19 protein-coding genes and 1 pseudogene are annotated in these 18,302 nt (G+C 33.5%); 17 read left to right on the forward strand and 3 right to left on the reverse strand.

The features are described 5' to 3' along the window. Positions 1-690 precede the first annotated feature (690 nt). Positions 691-810: pseudogene (locus LJE08_RS06640) on the forward strand (helix-turn-helix transcriptional regulator); the annotation flags it as partial. A gap of 162 nt (positions 811-972) precedes the next feature. On the opposite strand, the gene LJE08_RS06645 reads toward LJE08_RS06640, so the two are convergent. Continuing rightward, the gene (locus LJE08_RS06645) at positions 973-1,893 is read right to left on the reverse strand and encodes a helix-turn-helix transcriptional regulator (RefSeq protein WP_227402763.1); all 921 of its coding nucleotides are present in this window, start codon (positions 1,891-1,893) and stop codon (positions 973-975) included. Between the two features lie 8 nt (positions 1,894-1,901). After that, positions 1,902-2,276: a metalloregulator ArsR/SmtB family transcription factor gene (locus LJE08_RS06650; RefSeq protein ID WP_172583753.1), complete on the reverse strand. Its 375-nt coding sequence runs from the start codon at positions 2,274-2,276 to the stop codon at positions 1,902-1,904. 178 nt (positions 2,277-2,454) lie between these two features. Between LJE08_RS06650 and LJE08_RS06655 the strand changes: the two genes are divergently transcribed. The 11 genes from LJE08_RS06655 (at position 2,455) to LJE08_RS06705 (ending at position 14,940) form a co-directional block, all read left to right on the forward strand. Next, complete coding sequence (locus LJE08_RS06655) at positions 2,455-2,673, forward strand: cation transporter (RefSeq protein ID WP_004799061.1); 219 nt, start codon at positions 2,455-2,457, stop codon at positions 2,671-2,673. 92 nt (positions 2,674-2,765) lie between these two features. Beyond that, positions 2,766-4,652, forward strand: coding sequence for a heavy metal translocating P-type ATPase (locus LJE08_RS06660; RefSeq protein WP_004799063.1), 1,887 nt, complete (start codon positions 2,766-2,768; stop codon positions 4,650-4,652). Between the two features lie 5 nt (positions 4,653-4,657). After that, positions 4,658-4,963, forward strand: a complete 306-nt coding sequence (locus LJE08_RS06665; RefSeq protein ID WP_004799064.1) for a helix-turn-helix transcriptional regulator — start codon at positions 4,658-4,660, stop codon at positions 4,961-4,963. Positions 4,964-5,336: 373 nt separating this feature from the next. Further along, a complete protein-coding gene (locus tag LJE08_RS06670; RefSeq protein ID WP_003019503.1) occupies positions 5,337-6,503 on the forward strand; it encodes an XRE family transcriptional regulator in 1,167 nt (388 codons plus the stop codon). Positions 6,504-7,373: 870 nt separating this feature from the next. After that, on the forward strand, positions 7,374-7,583 hold the full coding sequence (locus LJE08_RS06675) for a hypothetical protein (RefSeq protein WP_002303258.1): 210 nt from the start codon (positions 7,374-7,376) through the stop codon (positions 7,581-7,583). Between the two features lie 111 nt (positions 7,584-7,694). After that, positions 7,695-9,308 carry a recombinase family protein gene (locus tag LJE08_RS06680; RefSeq protein ID WP_044904667.1) on the forward strand — a complete coding sequence of 538 codons (1,614 nt, stop codon included), beginning with the start codon at positions 7,695-7,697 and terminating at the stop codon, positions 9,306-9,308. A gap of 43 nt (positions 9,309-9,351) precedes the next feature. Next, positions 9,352-9,855, forward strand: a complete 504-nt coding sequence (locus tag LJE08_RS06685; RefSeq protein ID WP_227402764.1) for a transcriptional regulator — start codon at positions 9,352-9,354, stop codon at positions 9,853-9,855. A gap of 44 nt (positions 9,856-9,899) precedes the next feature. After that, positions 9,900-10,706 carry an ElyC/SanA/YdcF family protein gene (locus tag LJE08_RS06690; RefSeq protein ID WP_227402765.1) on the forward strand — a complete coding sequence of 269 codons (807 nt, stop codon included), beginning with the start codon at positions 9,900-9,902 and terminating at the stop codon, positions 10,704-10,706. Positions 10,707-10,856: 150 nt separating this feature from the next. Beyond that, positions 10,857-12,764 carry a molecular chaperone HtpG gene (htpG, locus tag LJE08_RS06695; RefSeq protein WP_227402766.1) on the forward strand — a complete coding sequence of 636 codons (1,908 nt, stop codon included), beginning with the start codon at positions 10,857-10,859 and terminating at the stop codon, positions 12,762-12,764. A 67-nt stretch (positions 12,765-12,831) separates the two neighbouring features. Then, complete coding sequence (locus tag LJE08_RS06700; RefSeq protein WP_227402767.1) at positions 12,832-13,656, forward strand: tetratricopeptide repeat protein; 825 nt, start codon at positions 12,832-12,834, stop codon at positions 13,654-13,656. Positions 13,657-13,722: 66 nt separating this feature from the next. Beyond that, positions 13,723-14,940, forward strand: coding sequence for a hybrid sensor histidine kinase/response regulator (locus LJE08_RS06705; RefSeq protein ID WP_227402768.1), 1,218 nt, complete (start codon positions 13,723-13,725; stop codon positions 14,938-14,940). 24 nt (positions 14,941-14,964) lie between these two features. Here the strand turns inward: LJE08_RS06705 and LJE08_RS06710 are convergent, their stop codons facing one another. Continuing rightward, complete coding sequence (locus LJE08_RS06710; RefSeq protein WP_186999422.1) at positions 14,965-15,375, reverse strand: peptide deformylase; 411 nt, start codon at positions 15,373-15,375, stop codon at positions 14,965-14,967. Between the two features lie 64 nt (positions 15,376-15,439). On the opposite strand from LJE08_RS06710, the gene LJE08_RS06715 reads away from it, so the two are divergent. The 5 genes from LJE08_RS06715 (at position 15,440) to LJE08_RS06735 (ending at position 18,300) form a co-directional block, all read left to right on the forward strand. Then, positions 15,440-16,033, forward strand: a complete 594-nt coding sequence (locus LJE08_RS06715) for an HAD family phosphatase (RefSeq protein ID WP_117926502.1) — start codon at positions 15,440-15,442, stop codon at positions 16,031-16,033. Continuing rightward, positions 16,023-17,243: a 23S rRNA (uracil(1939)-C(5))-methyltransferase RlmD gene (gene rlmD / locus LJE08_RS06720; protein WP_186999420.1), complete on the forward strand. Its 1,221-nt coding sequence runs from the start codon at positions 16,023-16,025 to the stop codon at positions 17,241-17,243. Before LJE08_RS06715 ends, rlmD begins: the two co-directional genes overlap by 11 nt. Before the next feature lie 86 nt (positions 17,244-17,329). Continuing rightward, positions 17,330-17,782: a peroxiredoxin gene (locus tag LJE08_RS06725; RefSeq protein ID WP_227402769.1), complete on the forward strand. Its 453-nt coding sequence runs from the start codon at positions 17,330-17,332 to the stop codon at positions 17,780-17,782. A gap of 66 nt (positions 17,783-17,848) precedes the next feature. Beyond that, on the forward strand, positions 17,849-18,157 hold the full coding sequence (locus tag LJE08_RS06730; RefSeq protein ID WP_227402770.1) for an EamA family transporter: 309 nt from the start codon (positions 17,849-17,851) through the stop codon (positions 18,155-18,157). Continuing rightward, positions 18,124-18,300, forward strand: a complete 177-nt coding sequence (locus tag LJE08_RS06735; protein WP_238636005.1) for a hypothetical protein — start codon at positions 18,124-18,126, stop codon at positions 18,298-18,300. The genes LJE08_RS06730 and LJE08_RS06735 overlap by 34 nt, the downstream gene beginning before the upstream one ends. The last annotated feature ends 2 nt before the right edge of the window (positions 18,301-18,302 follow it).

The raw sequence follows: 18,302 nt of genomic DNA on the forward strand, positions 1-18,302 counted from the left end.
CATTGAATGGACACCTTTCACTGTAAAGTAATCAACGTAATGCAATAGATAAATCAGAAGTTGTCAAACTAAAATGTAAATGGAGGAATATATTAATAAAAAAAATTGGAATAGTTTTGCTCATACCTATTTTTCTAACAAATACATTACTCGGATGCGGAAAAATGAGATCTGAATATTAATTTAGAAAACATTGCTGTGTCAGAAACAAAAAATTGAACATATAGGAACTACAGGTGGGATAGACGGTGATTATTCGTATTCTTTTCAGATAATCAAATTGTTGAGTTTATAGATTTATAAAATCAAGTGGAGCTTGGTGGCAAAGTAGATGAAAACAAAGCATCATCAAATGGAGCTGTTTCTTAATTATACAATTTATTTTGCAATCGATGAAACCCTGACAATTATTCCGGGGGGGATATTTTAAAATTGGAGATACATTTTATGAGTTTGATAATTATGATGAATTGTGGGATAAATTTATAGTATTTAACAGTACAAAGTAAGCTACGAAAACTTTTAGGTTTATAAGACGAAAAGGTTATATATTTTTTACGGGAGTAATTTATTGTTATTAATGGAAAACAGCGTTGCAACTGCAGGTTGACACATTTCCTTACATAGATGGTGGATATGCAACTGGTAATATTGCTAAAATTACTTCATAAAAGAAAGGAGTGTTGTCAAATGAACATCGCAGATAGAATCTTATATTTAAGAAAATCTAAAGGAATATCGCAAGAGGAACTTGCAGATAAGGTTGGGGTTTCAAGGCAAGCTGTGTCCAAATGGGAAAGTGGAGTTTCCCAAACAAAAGGATATTAAGAAATAACCTGTGTTTACCTGCTTGCAAAAACATAATATTCCAATTAGGGAGAGATACTACGAGATTATCATAGTATCTCTTTTTGATACCAAACCCTATTACACATAAAATATTGATTTAAAGCTATTATATAGAGAATTAAATTATTTTGATTTGTTTGAATGGAACATTCGATATTCTGTTGGCAAAACATCATAATATCCCTTAAAAGTTTTAGAAAATTTACTTTGGCTTTCGTAACCTACTTCTTTTGCAATTTCCTTTATACTTTTTGGTGTCTCTATTAGCAAACGGGTTGCCATTTTCATTCGGTGTTCTTTTATATGTGAGGCAATAGAAGTACCGTATACAGCTTTAAAGACGGACTTTAATGTAGTAGGATTGATAAGATACTTGCGTGCCGTTTCATCTATTGTTATCCGTTGGCTTATATTATCCAACAGGTATTTGTGTATACTACGAACAAGTTCAACTTGTTCAGATTGATATTCAGACAATCGGTTTTCTGTATCGAAGGATAATTTACTTAGATACAGTAAGAGTTCTATCACTTTTATTCGCCAATACGCAAGTTGAAATTCTTTTGGCTGATGATAGAATGATGAAAAGATAGCGTCTGTTTCTTCATTACCAATAAAAGCTGAAAAATTTCCATCTTTACAAAATTTATCAAGTATACTATTTCCTGTAATCCCAGTATTTTTTAATAATTCTGGCGGTTCTTCTGAAAGGGTATTTAAGTCAATATAAATGGTAATCCCCTCATAGTATTCATTAGGTAAAGTTATTGTAGAGTTAGAACAATATTCCATTGTATGTAATGAAAAATCATGTTCCCCTAAGTAAACGCTATTTCCATTAGACATTTTCCACCCAATTCTTCCCTTATGGCAGTAATTGATTTCTAAAATATGTCTTAATGGCTCATGCGTATCAGTATGTTTGTTGCCAGTTAATGACATAAAAGCAAGTTTTATACCTTTGTATAAATCATAACTAACTATATGATATTTATTAGAAAGTTCTTGAATACTTTTTTCTAATGGTGCGATTTTGTTGCTCATAATATTATTTACTCCTTATGTTCAGGGCAGGTAATCATCAAAATTTTTTCAATCATTTTATGTAACAATACACTCTGCTCTGTATTTGCTGACTTATAGTAAACCTCTTTCCCTACCCGTCTGCTAGATACTAAATCTTTGTTTCGTAACTCTCTAAGATGATGGGATATGGCAGGACTTGTCATTTTCATCATTGCAGATAGATTTAGAACACATTCCTCACAATGACATAAAAGCCAAAATAAACGAATACGTGTAGGATCACTTAATTGTTTAAATAATTCTGAAACTATTTGAAAGTGTTGAATATCATTAAGTTGTTCTAATAACTCAGTATTATCTATTTCGTTATGATGATTATGTGGTAACTTCATATAAGACATATACAATCTTCCTTTCATTTTGCTCTGTTTAGAAATGTGTTTCGCCCATTTAGTAGGTAATCACATATCTCTGTTGACTTTAGGTTATGAGAGAATTATACTACAGTCATAACAATTAAACAAGTGCTTAATTGTTGAATGGAAGTTTAAATAACAATCACGAAAGGAGATATTTATCATGAAAAAAACTTACAAAATCGAAGTTGACTGTGCAAACTGTGCAAATCTTATGGAGGATGCAGCAAAAAAGACAGCTGGAGTAGCAAATGCAACTGTAAACTTTATGACACAAAAAATGATTGTAGAGTTTGAAGATGGAAAAGAACCAAAAGCAGTTATGAATGATGTTTTAAAGGCTTGCAAAAAGGTAGAGCCAGATTGTGAGATTGAACTTTAGAAAAAACGCACCCCTAAATACAAAAGGGGTGCAAATTTAAAAAGATTATATGAATAATTAAACATATATAAAATAAATAGGAGGAATGGACTGTGAATAAGAAGCAGAAAAAAATGTTGACAAGAATTATTATTGCGGCAGTTATGATTATTGCTTTGAATTTGATACAGGTAACAGGAATTGTGCAACTATTACTTTACTTGGCAACATATTTAATAATCGGCTATGATATTTTAAAGAAAGCAGGCAAAGGAATTATAAACCGACAAGTTTTTGATGAAAACTTTTTAATGGCAGTGGCAACAGTGGGAGCTTTTGCACTAGCAATTTACTCTGGAAGTGGAGATTACAATGAAGCAATCGCTGTTATGTTATTCTATCAAATTGGAGAATTATTCCAGAGTTACGCAGTAGGAAAAAGCCGTAAAAATATTAGTGCGTTGATGGATATTCGACCAGATTATGCAAATGTAGAAAGAAATGGAAAACTAGAAAAAGTAGACCCTGACGAAGTCGGTATAGAAAGTATAATTGTCGTTCAGCCTGGAGAAAAAGTTCCATTAGATGGTATTGTAATAGAGGGTTCATCTAGCCTTAATACAAGTGCATTAACAGGTGAAAGTTTACCTCGTGATGTAAAACAAGGCGATGAAATTATCAGTGGTTGTATCAATATGACAGGGGTTTTAAAAATTCAGACAACAAAAGAATTTGGCGAATCAACAGTTTCAAAAATTTTAGAGCTTGTAGAAAATTCAAGTTCCAGAAAATCTAAATCAGAGAACTTTATTTCTAAATTTGCAAGAGTATATACCCCAGCAGTATGTTATGGTGCATTAGCGTTGGCGTTATTGCCACCATTAGTACAAATGTTGTTCTTAGGTCAAACAGCACAATGGGGAGTATGGATTTACAGAGCCCTTACTTTCCTTGTAATTAGTTGTCCATGTGCATTGGTTATCAGTATACCGCTTAGCTTTTTTGCAGGTATCGGTGGTGCAAGTAAAGAAGGGGTGTTGATTAAAGGTTCTAATTATATGGAAACTTTATCACAAGCAAAATATGTAGTATTTGACAAAACAGGAACTTTGACACAAGGAGTATTTGAAGTAAGTGCTGTTCATCACAATGAGATGGAAGAAAAGAAACTTTTGGAATATGCTGCTTTAGCAGAATGTGCGTCTTCTCATCCAATCAGTAAGAGCTTGCAAAAAGCCTATGGGAAAGAGATAGACCGTAGCAGAGTTTCTGATATAAAGGAAATCAGTGGACATGGAATTATTGCAAAAGTAGATGGTCATGAGGTAGCTGCTGGAAACAGCAAACTTATGAAACAAATAGGTGTGGAGTATTATGATTGTCATAGAGTTGGAACAATCATTCACATGGCAATCAATGGTGAATATGCTGGACATATCGTAATTTCCGATATTTTAAAGCCACATTCAAAAGAAGTGATTGCAGAATTGAAAAAAGCTGGTGTAGAAAAAACAGTAATGCTTACAGGAGACGCTAAACGTGTTGCAGACCAAGTGGCTCAATCGCTTGGAATTGATGAAGTATATAGCGAATTACTTCCAGCAGATAAAGTGTCAAAAGTTGAAGAACTACTTTCTGTAAAAGCAGAGAAAGATAAACTTGCCTTTGTTGGAGACGGAATTAATGACGCACCTGTATTGACTCGTGCAGATATTGGTATTGCAATGGGAGCGATGGGTTCTGATGCGGCGATTGAAGCTGCTGATGTCGTTCTTATGGATGATGACCCACTAAAAATTTCTAAAGCAATCAAGATTTCGAGAAAATGCCTTAGAATTGTATATCAGAATATCATCTTTGCATTGGTTATCAAATTTGCATGTCTTGGACTAGGTGCAATAGGTATTGCAAATATGTGGTTTGCTATTTTCGCAGATGTTGGTGTCATGATTATTGCAATATTAAATGCTATTAGAGCATTAAGAGTGCATAATTTATAATTTAGATGAAAATGCAAAAACTTATTATAGAAGATTGCTTGCAATTGGTGGAATTTTTCAAAACGCTGGGAGATTTTACAAGATTAAGGATAGTGCTTGAATTAAAAACAAAAAGATGTGTTGGAGAATTAGCGGAAGAATTAGAGATGTCTCATTCAGCAGTCTCCCACCAATTAAATATATTAAAAGCTAATGGTATAGTAAAAAGTCAAAGACAAGGAAAATACATTTACTATATAGTGCAAGATGAATATGTACAAAATGCTATCGAAAGGTGCAAAACTTTGTTTGATAAGGAGTATTGTTTGTAATATTTAAGATTAAACAAGATGGATATAAGAAATGAATAGAAAGACGGAGTGATCCAGACACGGCGGTGGGAAAATCTCTTAGATTTTTCCGCCGTTTTTAGTGGCTGGTTCACTTCGGCAGTTGAGCGAGCTTGCGAGCGAACATCAAGCCCCCGTTATCTAACAGGGGGGTACTATTACAAAAGACAAGAGCAAAAACAAATACAAAACTGCTGATATGCAACGATTTATAAAGTTATAAGAACTTATTTCACTTCACACCCTATTCTTTTTACCCGACAGGTCTAAAACAGCATATCAATAGAAAATAAATATAAGATACAAGGTGTATGCTCCTATGAGTATATGCCTTTTTTGATTGGAGGAATAAAGCATGAATGATATAAAATTTATTGAAACATTAAAACAAAAGAGAAATGCCTGTGATTATTCGCAATCACGACTGGCACTGGAACTACAAATCAGCAGGCAGAACTTAAATGAAATTGAAAACGGAAAAACAAAAGCCAGTAAAGAAATGAAACATATACTTCTACATTATCTTGATTATTGTAATTGTACACAGCCTTTCACTTTAACGATTGACTATCTGCGTGTTCGTTTTCCTACCACAGACGCATTGGAGATTATAAAAAATGTACTGGCAATGAAAAGCGAATATTTTATACATGAAGATTATGGAATGTTTGGTTATGAAGAACAGTATATCTATGGGGATATTAGTGTAAATGCTTCTAAAGATAGTTCTATGGGTGTTTTATTAGAATTAAGAGGTATGGGGTGTCGGAACTTGGAATATGTTTTACAGGCAAGAGGGATAGACTGGTATTCCTTTTTAAGCTGTTGTATAGATTATCAAGGCGTTTTTAAACGTATAGATTTAGCAATCAATGATATGGGCGGATTGCTGGATATAGAAATTCTAAGGGAACGCTATTATGCCAACAAGGTATGGAAACGTTCAAGAACCCATGAAGCAGTAGACAGCGGAAAATTATCGGGTACAAATGGAGATACTGCAAAAACTTTTTATATTGGTTCAAAGAGTAGTTCTATTTACTTTTGCTTGTATGAAAAAGAAAAGGAACAAAAAAGCAAGGGCATAAAAACAGACATTAAGAACCGCTTTGAAATTCGTTTGAAAAATGGAAAAGCAGAACAAACGATAGAACAACTTGTTTTTTCAAGAAATCCCGAACAGACCATAGCAAATCTTATCCTCACACAAATAGATTTTCCCGATTATATTTTATGGGATATATTTTTAGATAATGTAACGACTTCACTTCCATTTATTATGACACCTGTTGCTGTCAATATGGATAAAACAAAACGCTGGTTAGAAAGACAGGTCATGCCCTCTTTATTGATGATAAAAGAGATTGAAAAGAAAACAGGAGCAAAGTATCTGGAAGAAATCGACAGGCATACAAGACTAACAGAAAAGCAGGAATTAAAAATCAAACAAATGACAACAGATATAGCAGATATGATTGAGAAAGATACCGCTGTTCCACAAAGGAATGACGGTATTTTTTAATTTCTTCAAAAAATCTGCGACAAAACGGCTACTTGTGTACAGATATGGTGCGAGGAAAGGAAATCTAACTTTTTAAATAAGGTCATAAAATCTTCCTTTGGTGTACAGATACGGAATGTAAGAAGAAATTGAAATTTTTTTGAAAAACCTGCAACAAAATAAGACTTCTATTCCTTATATGGTGCGAGGAAAGAAAATCGAAACTTTTTTTGAAAACAGGTCATCAAATCGGTGGTTGCTGTCCTTATATGGTGTGAAAGAAGAAACTATTTTCATTTTTAACTTAACAATCCGTAGTTTCCGTTCCCTATATGGAGCAAAGAAAATCTTTCATTCCATTTTTGGCAGGAACGGTAGTGTATGGGGAGTTAGGGCGTGGAAAGAAAAACAATCTTTTTTCATCATCAACTTAGCAAACCGATACTTGCTATCCCTATATGGTGCATGAAAAGAAGTTAAAATTTTTCTATTTCAACTTAGCAAATGGACGTTTGCTGTACAGATAGTAGTGAAAAAGGGAAAAAGTTTTGAATTTTAGTTACATTTCTCCTCTTTTCCAACGCGGTATATAGGAAAGATGATTTTCTTCTTTCAATCGTTCTTTGACAACTGAATAAAGCAATTCAATACGTTTGACAGACAGCGAGCCGTTGAAACAGATACGCCATGACCTTTCCCCTGCAAAAGCGAGCGATAACCTATCTGTGTTCTTGTAAAAGACTTGTCCTCTTTTATCGCTATGACCTGTGCTGTCAGATAATGATACTCCCGTACAGCCACAGCTTGAGCGTTCAGAGCGTCGCACGCAATGGGTACGGCTACATAAGAACTATGCAGAGGTGGAACTCCTGTGGGCTATGACAAAAGCCGTTGAATTGCTTAGAAAGATTTTACAGAAAGGGGGTATGCGTTATTGATAATGCTGTAAAAACAATTCAAAAGAAAAATGGCAAGTGTGGCATTGGCAACAGAGGAAAGACAAAGATTGTTGTAAAAGAGCATTTTTCCGAAAAGGGAAAGACAATGGAAGAACTTCTAACGGATGTCATGTTGGAAAAAGCAAAGCAGACAATCGCATAAAATCGGTGCAGTTGTAAGAAATAGATTGAATGACAAAAAGTACCCGTGTTATACTTTACTTGCAAGCAGGTATTGTAAACACGGGTTAGTTATAAAGGAGGATAACTGACAATGAAACAACAGATTTACAATACTGCACTTTATCTTAGGTTAAGCCGAGATGATGAATTACAGGGCGAAAGTTCCAGCATTACCACACAAAGAAGTATGTTGCGTCTATATGCAAAAGAACATCATTTGAATGTGATTGATGAATATATTGATGACGGCTGGTCGGGAACAAATTTTGAAAGACCGAGCTTTCAAAGAATGATTGAGGATATAGAGGCAGGAAAAATCAACTGTGTTGTAACGAAAGACCTTTCCCGACTTGGCAGAAATTATATTATGACAGGGCAATATACTGAATTGTATTTTCCCAGCCATAATGTCCGTTACATAGCGATTGACGACGGTGTAGACAGCGAAAAAGGCGAAAGTGAGATTGCACCATTTAAGAACATCATCAATGAATGGGTAGCAAGAGATACGAGCCGTAAAGTGAAATCAGCGTTTAAGACAAAATTTGCAGAGGGTGCGTATTATGGGGCTTATGCTCCGTTAGGATATAAGAAACACCCCGACATCAAAGGGAAACTGTTGATTGATGATGAAACAAAATGGATTATTGAAAAAATCTTTTCCCTAGCTTATCAAGGTTACGGAAGTGCAAAAATTACAAAAATACTGCGAGAAGAAAAAGTCCCGACAGCGTCTTGGCTGAATTTTACAAGGTATGGTACTTTTGCTCATATCTTTGAGGGAAAGCCCGAAAGCAAGCGTTATGAGTGGACGATTGCTCATGTAAAGGCGATATTGAAAAGTGAAGTCTATATCGGGAACAGCGTTCATAATCGACAGTCAACCATTTCTTTCAAAAGCAAGAAGAAAGTACGAAAACCCGAAAGCGAATGGTTTCGAGTAGAAAACACGCATGAACCGATTATTGACAAGGAAGTGTTCTATCGTGTACAGGAGCAGATAAAATCAAGGCGTAGACAGACAAAGGAAAAGGCAACGCCGATATTTGCAGGGCTTGTCAAGTGTGCGGATTGTGGTTGGTCTATGAGGTTTGCGACAAATAAGGCAAATAAAACACCGTATAGTTATTATGCTTGCAGTTACTACGGGCAGTTTGGTAAAGGTAATTGTTCTATGCACTACATTCGTTATGACGTGCTGTATCAAGCTGTATTGGAACGATTGCAGTATTGGGCTAAGGCAGTACAGCAGGACGAAGAAAAGGTATTGCATAAGATACAGAAAGTCGGCAATGCAGAGCGAATACGGGAAAAGAAGAAAAAGGCAAGTGCCTTGAGGAAAGCCGAGAACCGACAAAATGAGATTGACCGTTTATTTGCGAAAATGTATGAAGATAGAGCCTGTGAGAAGATAACGGAACGAAACTTCATCATGCTGTCGGGGAAATATCAAAAAGAGCAGATAGAACTGGAACAGCAGATAACCAACCTAAGAGAAGAATTAAGTAAAATGGAACAGGATATGATAGGTGCTGAAAAGTGGATTGAGTTAATCAAGGAGTATTCCGTACCAAAGGAACTGACAGCACCATTATTAAATGCAATGATAGAAAAAATCCTTATTCATGAGGCAACAACGAATGAGGAGAACGAAAGAATACAGGAAATAGAGATATACTACCGATTTATTGGAAAAGTAGATTGATAAAGAGGGTTCATATCTTTAACTAAGGGAAAGCGAGCATAGCATGCCCGATGTGGAAAAAATAATTATAATGAGTGATTATTTTAATGTTACTACAGATTATATCTTAAAAGGTATTGAAATAGTCGAAAATAAAGAAGAAAAAAGTAAAGAAATTGTAGGAAAAGTGTTCTATATTGCATCTACAGCATTGATTGTAATTGGATTGTTATGTGCAATCGGTGAGTGGTATGAAAAGCAAACAATGTCTTCTATTTATGGATCAATGATTATTCAAGTGGTCGGTGTTTTTGAATATTTTCTTGCAAAAGTAATATCAAAAGAAAATTCATCTTTTTATGTGAAATGGTTAAATACAATTATAATTGCTTTTATACCAATATCTATGATTACGAGTTATATATCTGAGTTAATTTTTAAAGTAGGAGGAGGTATTTCACCTTATCCAATAGGAATATTTCATAGTTTTGTATTTTTGTTGGTCTATCTTATAGTTATAATGGTAAGCTATGCTTACCTAAAGAAGCAAAATAAATTTCTTATTTAAATTCAAGTTTGTCATTGTAGATAGTTTTGAAAGGAAGTTTAGATATGGATTCTAAAGTTGCAAAAAATATAAATATACTCGCAAAGTTTTTGGGAACAAGAGATATTGATGCGTTAAATCAAGAAGAATTATTTAAACGATATGGAATTCATCAGGTAGATGTTATGGTTTTATTTGGTGGAAGTATTCTTGAAGGTGGCGATGTTTTAGCTAGTGGAATTAAAAACTTCGTTGCGAAAAAATATATTATTGTTGGTGGAGCAGGACATACAACAGATACACTACGTCAGGTTGTTCATTTAGAATATCCGGATATTGAGACAACAGATTTATCAGAAGCAGAAATATTTCAAAAGTATATTAAACATGTATATGGATGTAAGGCGGACTATCTAGAAACCAAGTCTACAAATTGTGGGAATAATATAACGTATCTTTTGGATTTATTGAAAGAAAACAATATTTCGTTTAAAAGTATCATTCTAAGTCAGGATGCTTCTATGCAAAGGCGTATGGCGGCAGGTTTAAAAAAATATATTAATGATAATGTGACAATCATCAATTATGCTACTTATTGTGCTAAAGTATTGAACCAGAATGATGAATTGGTTTATGAAGAAGATTTACATGGTATGTGGCCAATTAATAGATATGTCAACTTGTTGATGGGAGAAATTCCTAGACTTTCAGATGATGCGAATGGCTATGGTCCGAATGGAAAGAATTATATTGCGCATGTGGATATTCCCGAAAATGTGAAAATAGCTTTTGAAGAATTGAAGATGGTTTTTGGAAGTGAAATAAGAGCAGCCAATCCATTGTATGCTACAAATATGAATAAAAATAGTTAACAGTATTATTTGAAAAGTGGGTAAAGAAGCTAAGAATTCGTTTAGTCGAATTCTTTTTTTGTGTTTAGCACACAGGTGTTGACACTGCTAAAAAGGTGTTGTATAGTATTAGCAGGCAAAATATTAGAGTGCTAATGAAGGAGTGGTATTATGGCTAAGAAAAAACAGTTTAAAGCGGAGTCAAAACGTTTATTGGATTTGATGATCAATTCCATTTATACACACAAGGAAATCTTCTTACGTGAACTTGTATCGAATGCGAGTGATGCGATTGATAAATATTATTATGAAAGTCAAGGTCATGCGGATGCAAGTCAATTTGAGATTCGTATTGAACCAAATAAGGAAGCTCGTACTTTAACAATTTCGGACACTGGTATTGGTATGTCAAAGGAAGAATTAGAGGAAAACTTGGGTACAATTGCGAAGAGTGGTTCTTTGGCTTTTAAAGAGGAAATGAAGAAAAAAGAAGAAAACAACGATGAAGATGTAGATATCATTGGTCAATTTGGTGTTGGATTCTATTCTGCATTTATGGTCGCAAAAGATGTTCGTGTTATTACGAAAAAAGCAGGTAGTGATGAAGCTTATGAATGGGTAAGTGCTGGTGAAGATGGTTATGAAATCACACCTTGTACAAAGGAGACAAATGGTACAACAATCATTTTAACTTTAAAAGAAGATACAGATGAAGAAAAATATTCTCAATATTTAGAGACATATGAGTTAAAAGAATTGATTAAGAAATATTCAGACTATATTCGTTATCCAATCAAGATGAATGTAGAAACTCAGAAGATGAAAGAGGGTACTGAGGAAAGTGAAAAGCCTGAATATGAAACAGTGGTTGAAGATCAGACTTTAAACTCAATGGTTCCTTTATGGAAACGTCAAAAATCGAAGATTACAGATGAAGAATACAATCAATTCTACAAGGATCATTTCTATGATTATCAAGATCCTCAAAAAGTGATTCATTTTAGTGTTGAGGGAAATACTAGCTTTACAGCCTTACTTTATATTCCATCACACTTACCTCAAGGATTCTATTCACAAGACTATAAGAAAGGTCTTCAACTCTATTGTAGAGGCGTATTCATTATGGATCATGCCGAAGAATTATTGCCAGATTCATTGCGTTTTGTGAAAGGTCTAGTGGATTCTCAAGATTTATCTTTAAATATTTCTCGTGAAATGCTTCAACATGATCATCAATTAAAATTGATTGCGGGTCGTATTGAAAAGAAAGTATTGAATGAACTTGGAAATATGCTTGCCAAAGATCGTGAAGCATATGAAAAATTCTTTGAAGAATTTGGTGTAAACTTGAAGTTTGGTGTCTACAACAATTATGGTATGGATAAAGAAAAATTCCAAGATTTATTGTTGTTCTACTCTTCAAGAGAAAAGAAATATGTTACTTTAAGTGAATATGTTTCTCGTATGAAAGAGGATCAAAAAGACATTTACTTTGTATCTGGTAAAGATGTTGAATTGATTGACAAGATGCCAGTTGTTCAAACATTGAAGAATAAAGAATTTGAAGTTCTTTACTTAACAGATGAAGTGGATGAATTTGTAATGCAGACATTGATGAACTACAAAGAAAAGACGTTCAGAAATGCGGCTCAAGGAGATTTAGATTTAGATACTGAGGAAGAAAAGGAAGCTTTAAATAAATCAAAAGAAGAAAATAAAGATTTATTGACATTCATGAAAGAAGCTTTAGGCGATGAGGTTGCTGAAGTGAAATTGTCAAATAAATTAACAGAGGATTCAGTATGCTTAACGGCTGGCGAAGGTATTTCTTTTGAGATGGAAAAGGTTTTCGCAAATATGCCTAACCAAAGTCCAATGCCTATGAAGGCTACGCGTATTTTGGAAATCAATCCAAATCATCCAATCTTTGAAACATTGAAGACTTTATACGCTTCTGATAAAGATAAAGTTAAAGAAGTGACTGAAGTATTATATGATCAGGCTTGTTTAATTGAAGGCTTCGCAATCAAAGATCCAATCGCATATTCAAAGAAGATCTGTGAATTGTTAGTGAAATAATTCTAGGCACAAACTTTCGAGTTTGTGCTTTTTTTCATTCATGATACATTTAATTTAGGTGAAGATTATGAAGTATCAAGAATTAATGAAAGAAGTAGAAGGTGTTGGAAAACTAAAGTTAAGTGAGCAGGAAAATTTTTATCGTGATGTATTAAATGAAAGTTCAAATGATTTAGAAGTTGTAGTTGCGGCCACCTTTTATTTGGGTATGGCTTATTATTATGAAGGAAATTTTAATAAGGCAAAAGAGATTATTGACCCGATCATTTTGCAGTATCAAAGTATGCCATTTGTAAGAGAACTTATTTCTGCATTCAATTTAATGGGTGTCATGCTCTATTATGATGGGGCAAATGTTTCAAGTCGTTATTATTACGAAAAAGCTTTACAGATTGCGATGGAACATGAGGATGTTGGACATTATTGTTATGAGTATAATAATATTTCAATTACGTACGTAAAGCAGGGAAAGTATGAAGAGGCTTTAGATAGTATTTTAAAAGCCAAAGAATTCATGCCTTGTTGCGTTGAAGATATGGGTGCCTATGTCTATTTGAATTTAGCTTTGATTTACAATAGCCTAAATCAAGTGGATAAGGCTTTAGAAGCATTTAATATGGGTTTAGATGAGCATGATGGCAAACATATTATTTTAGAAGATTATTTGAATTGCGGTATTGAATTATTTAGTAAAGCCGATATGGATTTTGAATTTAATAGATGTGCTGATGAACTTGAAAAACGTATTGAGACTATGTATGCGGTAGAATATATAGATGCTTGTATTGCTTTATTTGATTATTATTTAGAGCAGAAGATGTTTGATCAAGTCAAAGCCATCTTACGATATATGGATTCATATATGGCTAAACATCCGGATGAGATTCGTTAAGGCTTGATGGTTGAATCTTCTCGATATAAATATGGCAAAGTTATTTGCGATTTGGATGTCATAATTTTGGCATTAGAGAAAAAGAATGCATATTATGAGAGGATTTTTGAGGAGGAACAAGTTCGTCGTTGTCATGATACAGAGCGTTATTTTGATATGAATAGAAAGCTTCAACTCGCCTTAGAAAATGAAACAAAAGCCAATCAAGTTAATATGCGTTTCTTGGCAAATATGAGCCATGATATTCGTACACCAATCAATGGGATTATAGGAATGCTTCAAGTGATTCAAAGATGTGGTGATGATAAACAACGCATCAAAGATGCCTATGATAAGATGTGGATATCAAGTACGCACTTGTTGTCTTTGGTAAATGATATTTTAGATATTCGAACATTACAAACGGATTCGGCTGTGTTGGAAAATAAATCGTTTGAATTAAGTCAATTAGTAGGTAGGGTTCAAACTATTATTGATCTACAGGCATCGAATTATAAGATTGAATTGTTTATGAAGACTCAAATAGAACATGGTCATTTGATGGGTAGTCCTACACATATTGAGAAGGTCTTGTTGAATCTTTTAAGTAATGCGATCAAATACAATAAGCCAAATGGTAAAGTGTATTTGTCTGTTAAAGAAAAAGTGGATTGTTTTGAATTTGTTGTAGAAGATACAGGAATTGGAATGAATGAAGAATTCATACAAAACAAATTGTTCAAACCTTTTGTTCAAAAAAATACATGTATAGATGATGCGGGTTTAGGGATGAGTATTGTGCAAGAGTTTGTAAAGAAGATGGATGGCACAATCAAGGTGGAAAGTAAAATTGATGAAGGTACTCAATTTATTGTTCAACTTCCTATAGAGATTGATTTGAATCCTGTTGAGAATAAATCTTTAAAAAATCAAACAATGTCCATTGAAAATCTATCTATACTTGTCGTGGAAGATAATGAGATCAATATGGAAGTGATAGAGTTTATGCTTCAAAGTGAAGGGGCTATTGTGTATAAGGCTAAAAATGGTAAAGAGGCTGTAGAACAGTTTGATCAAATCAAGGATTTAGATTTGATTCTAATGGATCTTAGGATGCCTATTATGGATGGGTATGAGGCGACTATACAAATTCGAAAAAAAGATAAAAAGATTCCAATCCTTGCGATGAGTGCCAATGCGTATATGCAAGATATACAGAAATGTTACAAGTCCGGTATGAATGGGCATATCAGTAAACCTTTATATTTAGAGGATCTAAAAGATCGAATTATTCAAATTATATAAAAAGCCAGGTTTTTCCTGGCTTTATTAAATGATGATACCATTGCAGTGATCAATTTCATGTTGAATGATTTGAGCAACAAAACCAGAATAGGATTGTTTACACTTTTTAAAAGATTCATCTTGGTATTCAACGGTGATATTTTCATAACGAGTTGTATTTCTTTCACCCTCTAGTGATAAACACCCTTCTTTGACTTTGTAAGGTCTAGATTTCTTTGTGATTTTTGGATTATACATCACAATTTGTGCAGGTCCAATCGCAAAGATAATAATATTTTTAGAAACACCAATCATATTGGCTGCCATGCCTACACATTGATTACTATAAGCTTGTAATGTATCTTTTAGATCTTGAGCCACTTGTGTATCCATTTTTGTAGCTGGAACGGATTTTATAGCTAAGAAAGCTTCATCTTTCATTATTGGTTTAATCATAACATACCTCTTTTCTTCAAAAATCATATTTGTTTTAGATGTTTTTTTCAAGTATAATTGGCATATGCTGAAAAATATAGTATTTGATTTAGGAAATGTATTGGTTAAATTTGATTCAAATGAATTGATTTATAGCTTCTTTAATGAAAGACAAGAGGAAGTGAAATCATTCTATTTTGATTCTTTATGGGATGAGTATGATCAAGGACTCTATTCAGTGGAAGAAATGATTGAAAAGGGAGTAAAACAATTTCCTGAGTTAGAGTTAAATATTAAAGAATTGATGTATCATTGGACAGAATTTGTGATTCCATTAAAAGATAATGTTGCGTATATCAAAGATTTAAAACGATTCGGATACAAAGTATATATTCTTTCAAATATTCCAGAAGATGACACAAAGTATTTGAGAAGTTGTGGTGTGTTTGATAATATAGATGGCGGTGTTTTTTCTTATGAATATAAGAAAATTAAACCGGATCCAGAAATATTTCATATATTATTAAAAAAATATGATCTTAAGGCATCTGAATGCTTATTTTTAGATGATCGAAAAGATAATGTAGTTGCAGCAAGTAATTTGGGATTTGAAACAATTGAAGTTAAAGATTCAAGTAAGGTTATTGACTTAATAAAGGAGAAAATTAGTGAAGTGTAAAGTAGAAAAAATATGCGGTGGATGTTCACTTTTAAAACTGAAGCCGAGTATGCAGGCAGATAAAAAGAAAAAAGATGTGGAAGAATTGGTTGAAAAAGCACATTTAAAGGTTCGTGTTGGCGATGTGCATATGGCAAAGAATGATACACATTATCGTAATAAAGTAATTGTTGGTTTTGCGAAAGATAAAGGAAAAGTATATTCAGGTTTATATGCGCCTCATTCGCATCGTGTTGTGAAGACTGAAAATTGTATAATGCAGCCAAAACTTGTCAATGAAATTATCAACAAGATTACAGAACTTGTTGGTTCTATGAAATTAGAATTATATAACGAAAGAACAGGGACTGGTTTATTGCGTCATGTATTGATTCGTTGGGGACATAAGACAGATGAAGTGATGGTTGTATTTGTGACAAGTCAGAAAATTTTTCCTTCAAGAAAAAATATGGTGCGTGTATTAACGAGTGAATTTCCACAAATTAAAACAATTGTACAAAATATCAATCCAAGAAAGACAAGTATTGTTTTGCAGGATGAAGCTATTGTTTTATATGGAAATGGTATGATTCATGATGAGTTATGTGGCTTAGACATTGCGTTTTCACACAATTCGTTCTATCAGATTCATTCTGAACAATGTGAAGTATTGTATGGCTTAGCTAAGAAAATGTTAGATTTAAAGGAAACAGATACAGTACTAGATACATATTGTGGTGTTGGTACAATTGGTTTAACGATGACAGATTCTTGTAAGAAAGTCATGGGTGTAGAAGTGAATCCAGATGCGATTGAAAACGCAAAATACAATGCGAAACAAAATAAAATCAAAAATATTGAATTTGTTGCGATGGATTCAACAGAATTTATGCGCCAGGCAAGAAAATATCACAATCATTATGATGCGATCATTTTAGATCCGCCTCGTGCTGGTACGACAAAAGATTTTATTGAGTGTGCAACCGCTTTAAATCCAAGAAAAATTTTATATATTTCTTGTGATCCAAGAACACAGGTTCGTGATTTAAACCAATTTAGAAAACAAGGTTATGTCACAAATAAATTAGAATTAGTGGATTTATTCCCTTATACAGATCATATTGAAAGTGTTTGTGTATTAGAAAAGAAACAATTCAACCTAAAGCCTACAAAAAAAGCGCAAAGACAAGCTCAATTTAGATCAAGTAAAATGAGTAAGAAAAAACGTTAGGAAGCAAGTATGCTTCCTTTTGTGCATATGGGTATGTTTAAATTGTTTGGAATGCTATAATCTGTTTAACAGAATGGAGAATATATATGTTAGAAATTGGAATTCAAGCACCTGATTTTGAATTGCCTGATCAAGATGGTGTGATACACAAATTGAGTGATTATAAAGGTAAAAAAGTTATCTTATATTTTTATCCAAAGGATAATACGGCGGGTTGCACAAAGCAGGCTTGTGGTTTTTCTGAAAGATATCCACAATTCTTAGAAAAAGGAGCTGTCATTTTAGGGGTAAGTAAAGATACGGTGGCTTCACACAAGAAGTTTCAAGAAAAGTATGGCCTTGCCTTTACATTGTTGGCAGATCCAGAAAGAAAAGTGATTGAAGCTTATGATGTGTGGAAAGAAAAGAAGAATTATGGAAAGGTATCTATGGGTGTGGTTCGTACAACGTACTTAATAGATGAATCTGGAATTATTGTTCGTGCTAATGATAAAGTAAAAGCGGCAAATGATGCTGAAAATATGTTGGAAGTAGTTTAGACACTGCTTCCTTTTTGCATTTGTATTAAGAGATTATGAGGTATAAAATTTCATTTGGGTGATACTATGTGGATTTTATATGCGACAGGCTCTGCCTTTTTTGCAGGAATCACTTCCATACTCGAAAAATGTGGGATTTCAAAAACAAATTCAGATGTGGCAACCGCCATACGTACCATTGTGGTTTTAGTTTTCTCATGGATTCTTGTTCTTTTAACTAGAACTATATCGGGTATTACGGTTATCAGTGGAAAAACTTTGTTGTTTCTAGTTTTGTCTGGAATCACAACAGGAGCTAGCTATGTTATTTCAAGGCTTTACAAATTGGGGATGTCAATAAGGTGGTTCCGATTGATAAATCCAGTACAATCTTAACGATTCTTTTGGCTTGTATTTTCTTTCATGAAGGATTGTCTTTGTTTAAACTAGTATGTGTATGTCTGATCGGTTTAGGTACAATGTTGATGATTAACAGAAAAGAGGATGTGAAGTCTAATTCTTCAGATAAAGCTGGTTGATT

This window comes from Holdemanella sp. DFI.5.55 (genome assembly GCF_020593575.1).
Taxonomy (GTDB): Bacteria; Bacillota_I; Bacilli_A; order Erysipelotrichales; family Erysipelotrichaceae; genus Holdemanella; species Holdemanella hominis.

Bases quoted from the DNA above. Each gene is read 5' to 3' on its own strand.
- LJE08_RS06645 (WP_227402763.1), bottom strand. From the start codon at position 1,893: ATGAGCAACAAAATCGCACCATTAGAAAAAAGTATTCAAGAACTTTCT.
- LJE08_RS06650 (WP_172583753.1), bottom strand. From the start codon at position 2,276: ATGTCTTATATGAAGTTACCACATAATCATCATAACGAAATAGATAAT.
- LJE08_RS06655 (WP_004799061.1), top strand. From the start codon at position 2,455: ATGAAAAAAACTTACAAAATCGAAGTTGACTGTGCAAACTGTGCAAAT.
- LJE08_RS06665 (WP_004799064.1), top strand. From the start codon at position 4,658: ATGAAAATGCAAAAACTTATTATAGAAGATTGCTTGCAATTGGTGGAA.
- LJE08_RS06670 (WP_003019503.1), top strand. From the start codon at position 5,337: ATGAATGATATAAAATTTATTGAAACATTAAAACAAAAGAGAAATGCC.
- LJE08_RS06680 (WP_044904667.1), top strand. From the start codon at position 7,695: ATGAAACAACAGATTTACAATACTGCACTTTATCTTAGGTTAAGCCGA.
- LJE08_RS06685 (WP_227402764.1), top strand. From the start codon at position 9,352: ATGCCCGATGTGGAAAAAATAATTATAATGAGTGATTATTTTAATGTT.
- LJE08_RS06690 (WP_227402765.1), top strand. From the start codon at position 9,900: ATGGATTCTAAAGTTGCAAAAAATATAAATATACTCGCAAAGTTTTTG.
- htpG (WP_227402766.1), top strand. From the start codon at position 10,857: ATGGCTAAGAAAAAACAGTTTAAAGCGGAGTCAAAACGTTTATTGGAT.
- LJE08_RS06700 (WP_227402767.1), top strand. From the start codon at position 12,832: ATGAAGTATCAAGAATTAATGAAAGAAGTAGAAGGTGTTGGAAAACTA.
- LJE08_RS06710 (WP_186999422.1), bottom strand. From the start codon at position 15,375: ATGATTAAACCAATAATGAAAGATGAAGCTTTCTTAGCTATAAAATCC.
- LJE08_RS06715 (WP_117926502.1), top strand. From the start codon at position 15,440: ATGCTGAAAAATATAGTATTTGATTTAGGAAATGTATTGGTTAAATTT.
- LJE08_RS06725 (WP_227402769.1), top strand. From the start codon at position 17,330: ATGTTAGAAATTGGAATTCAAGCACCTGATTTTGAATTGCCTGATCAA.
- LJE08_RS06730 (WP_227402770.1), top strand. From the start codon at position 17,849: ATGTGGATTTTATATGCGACAGGCTCTGCCTTTTTTGCAGGAATCACT.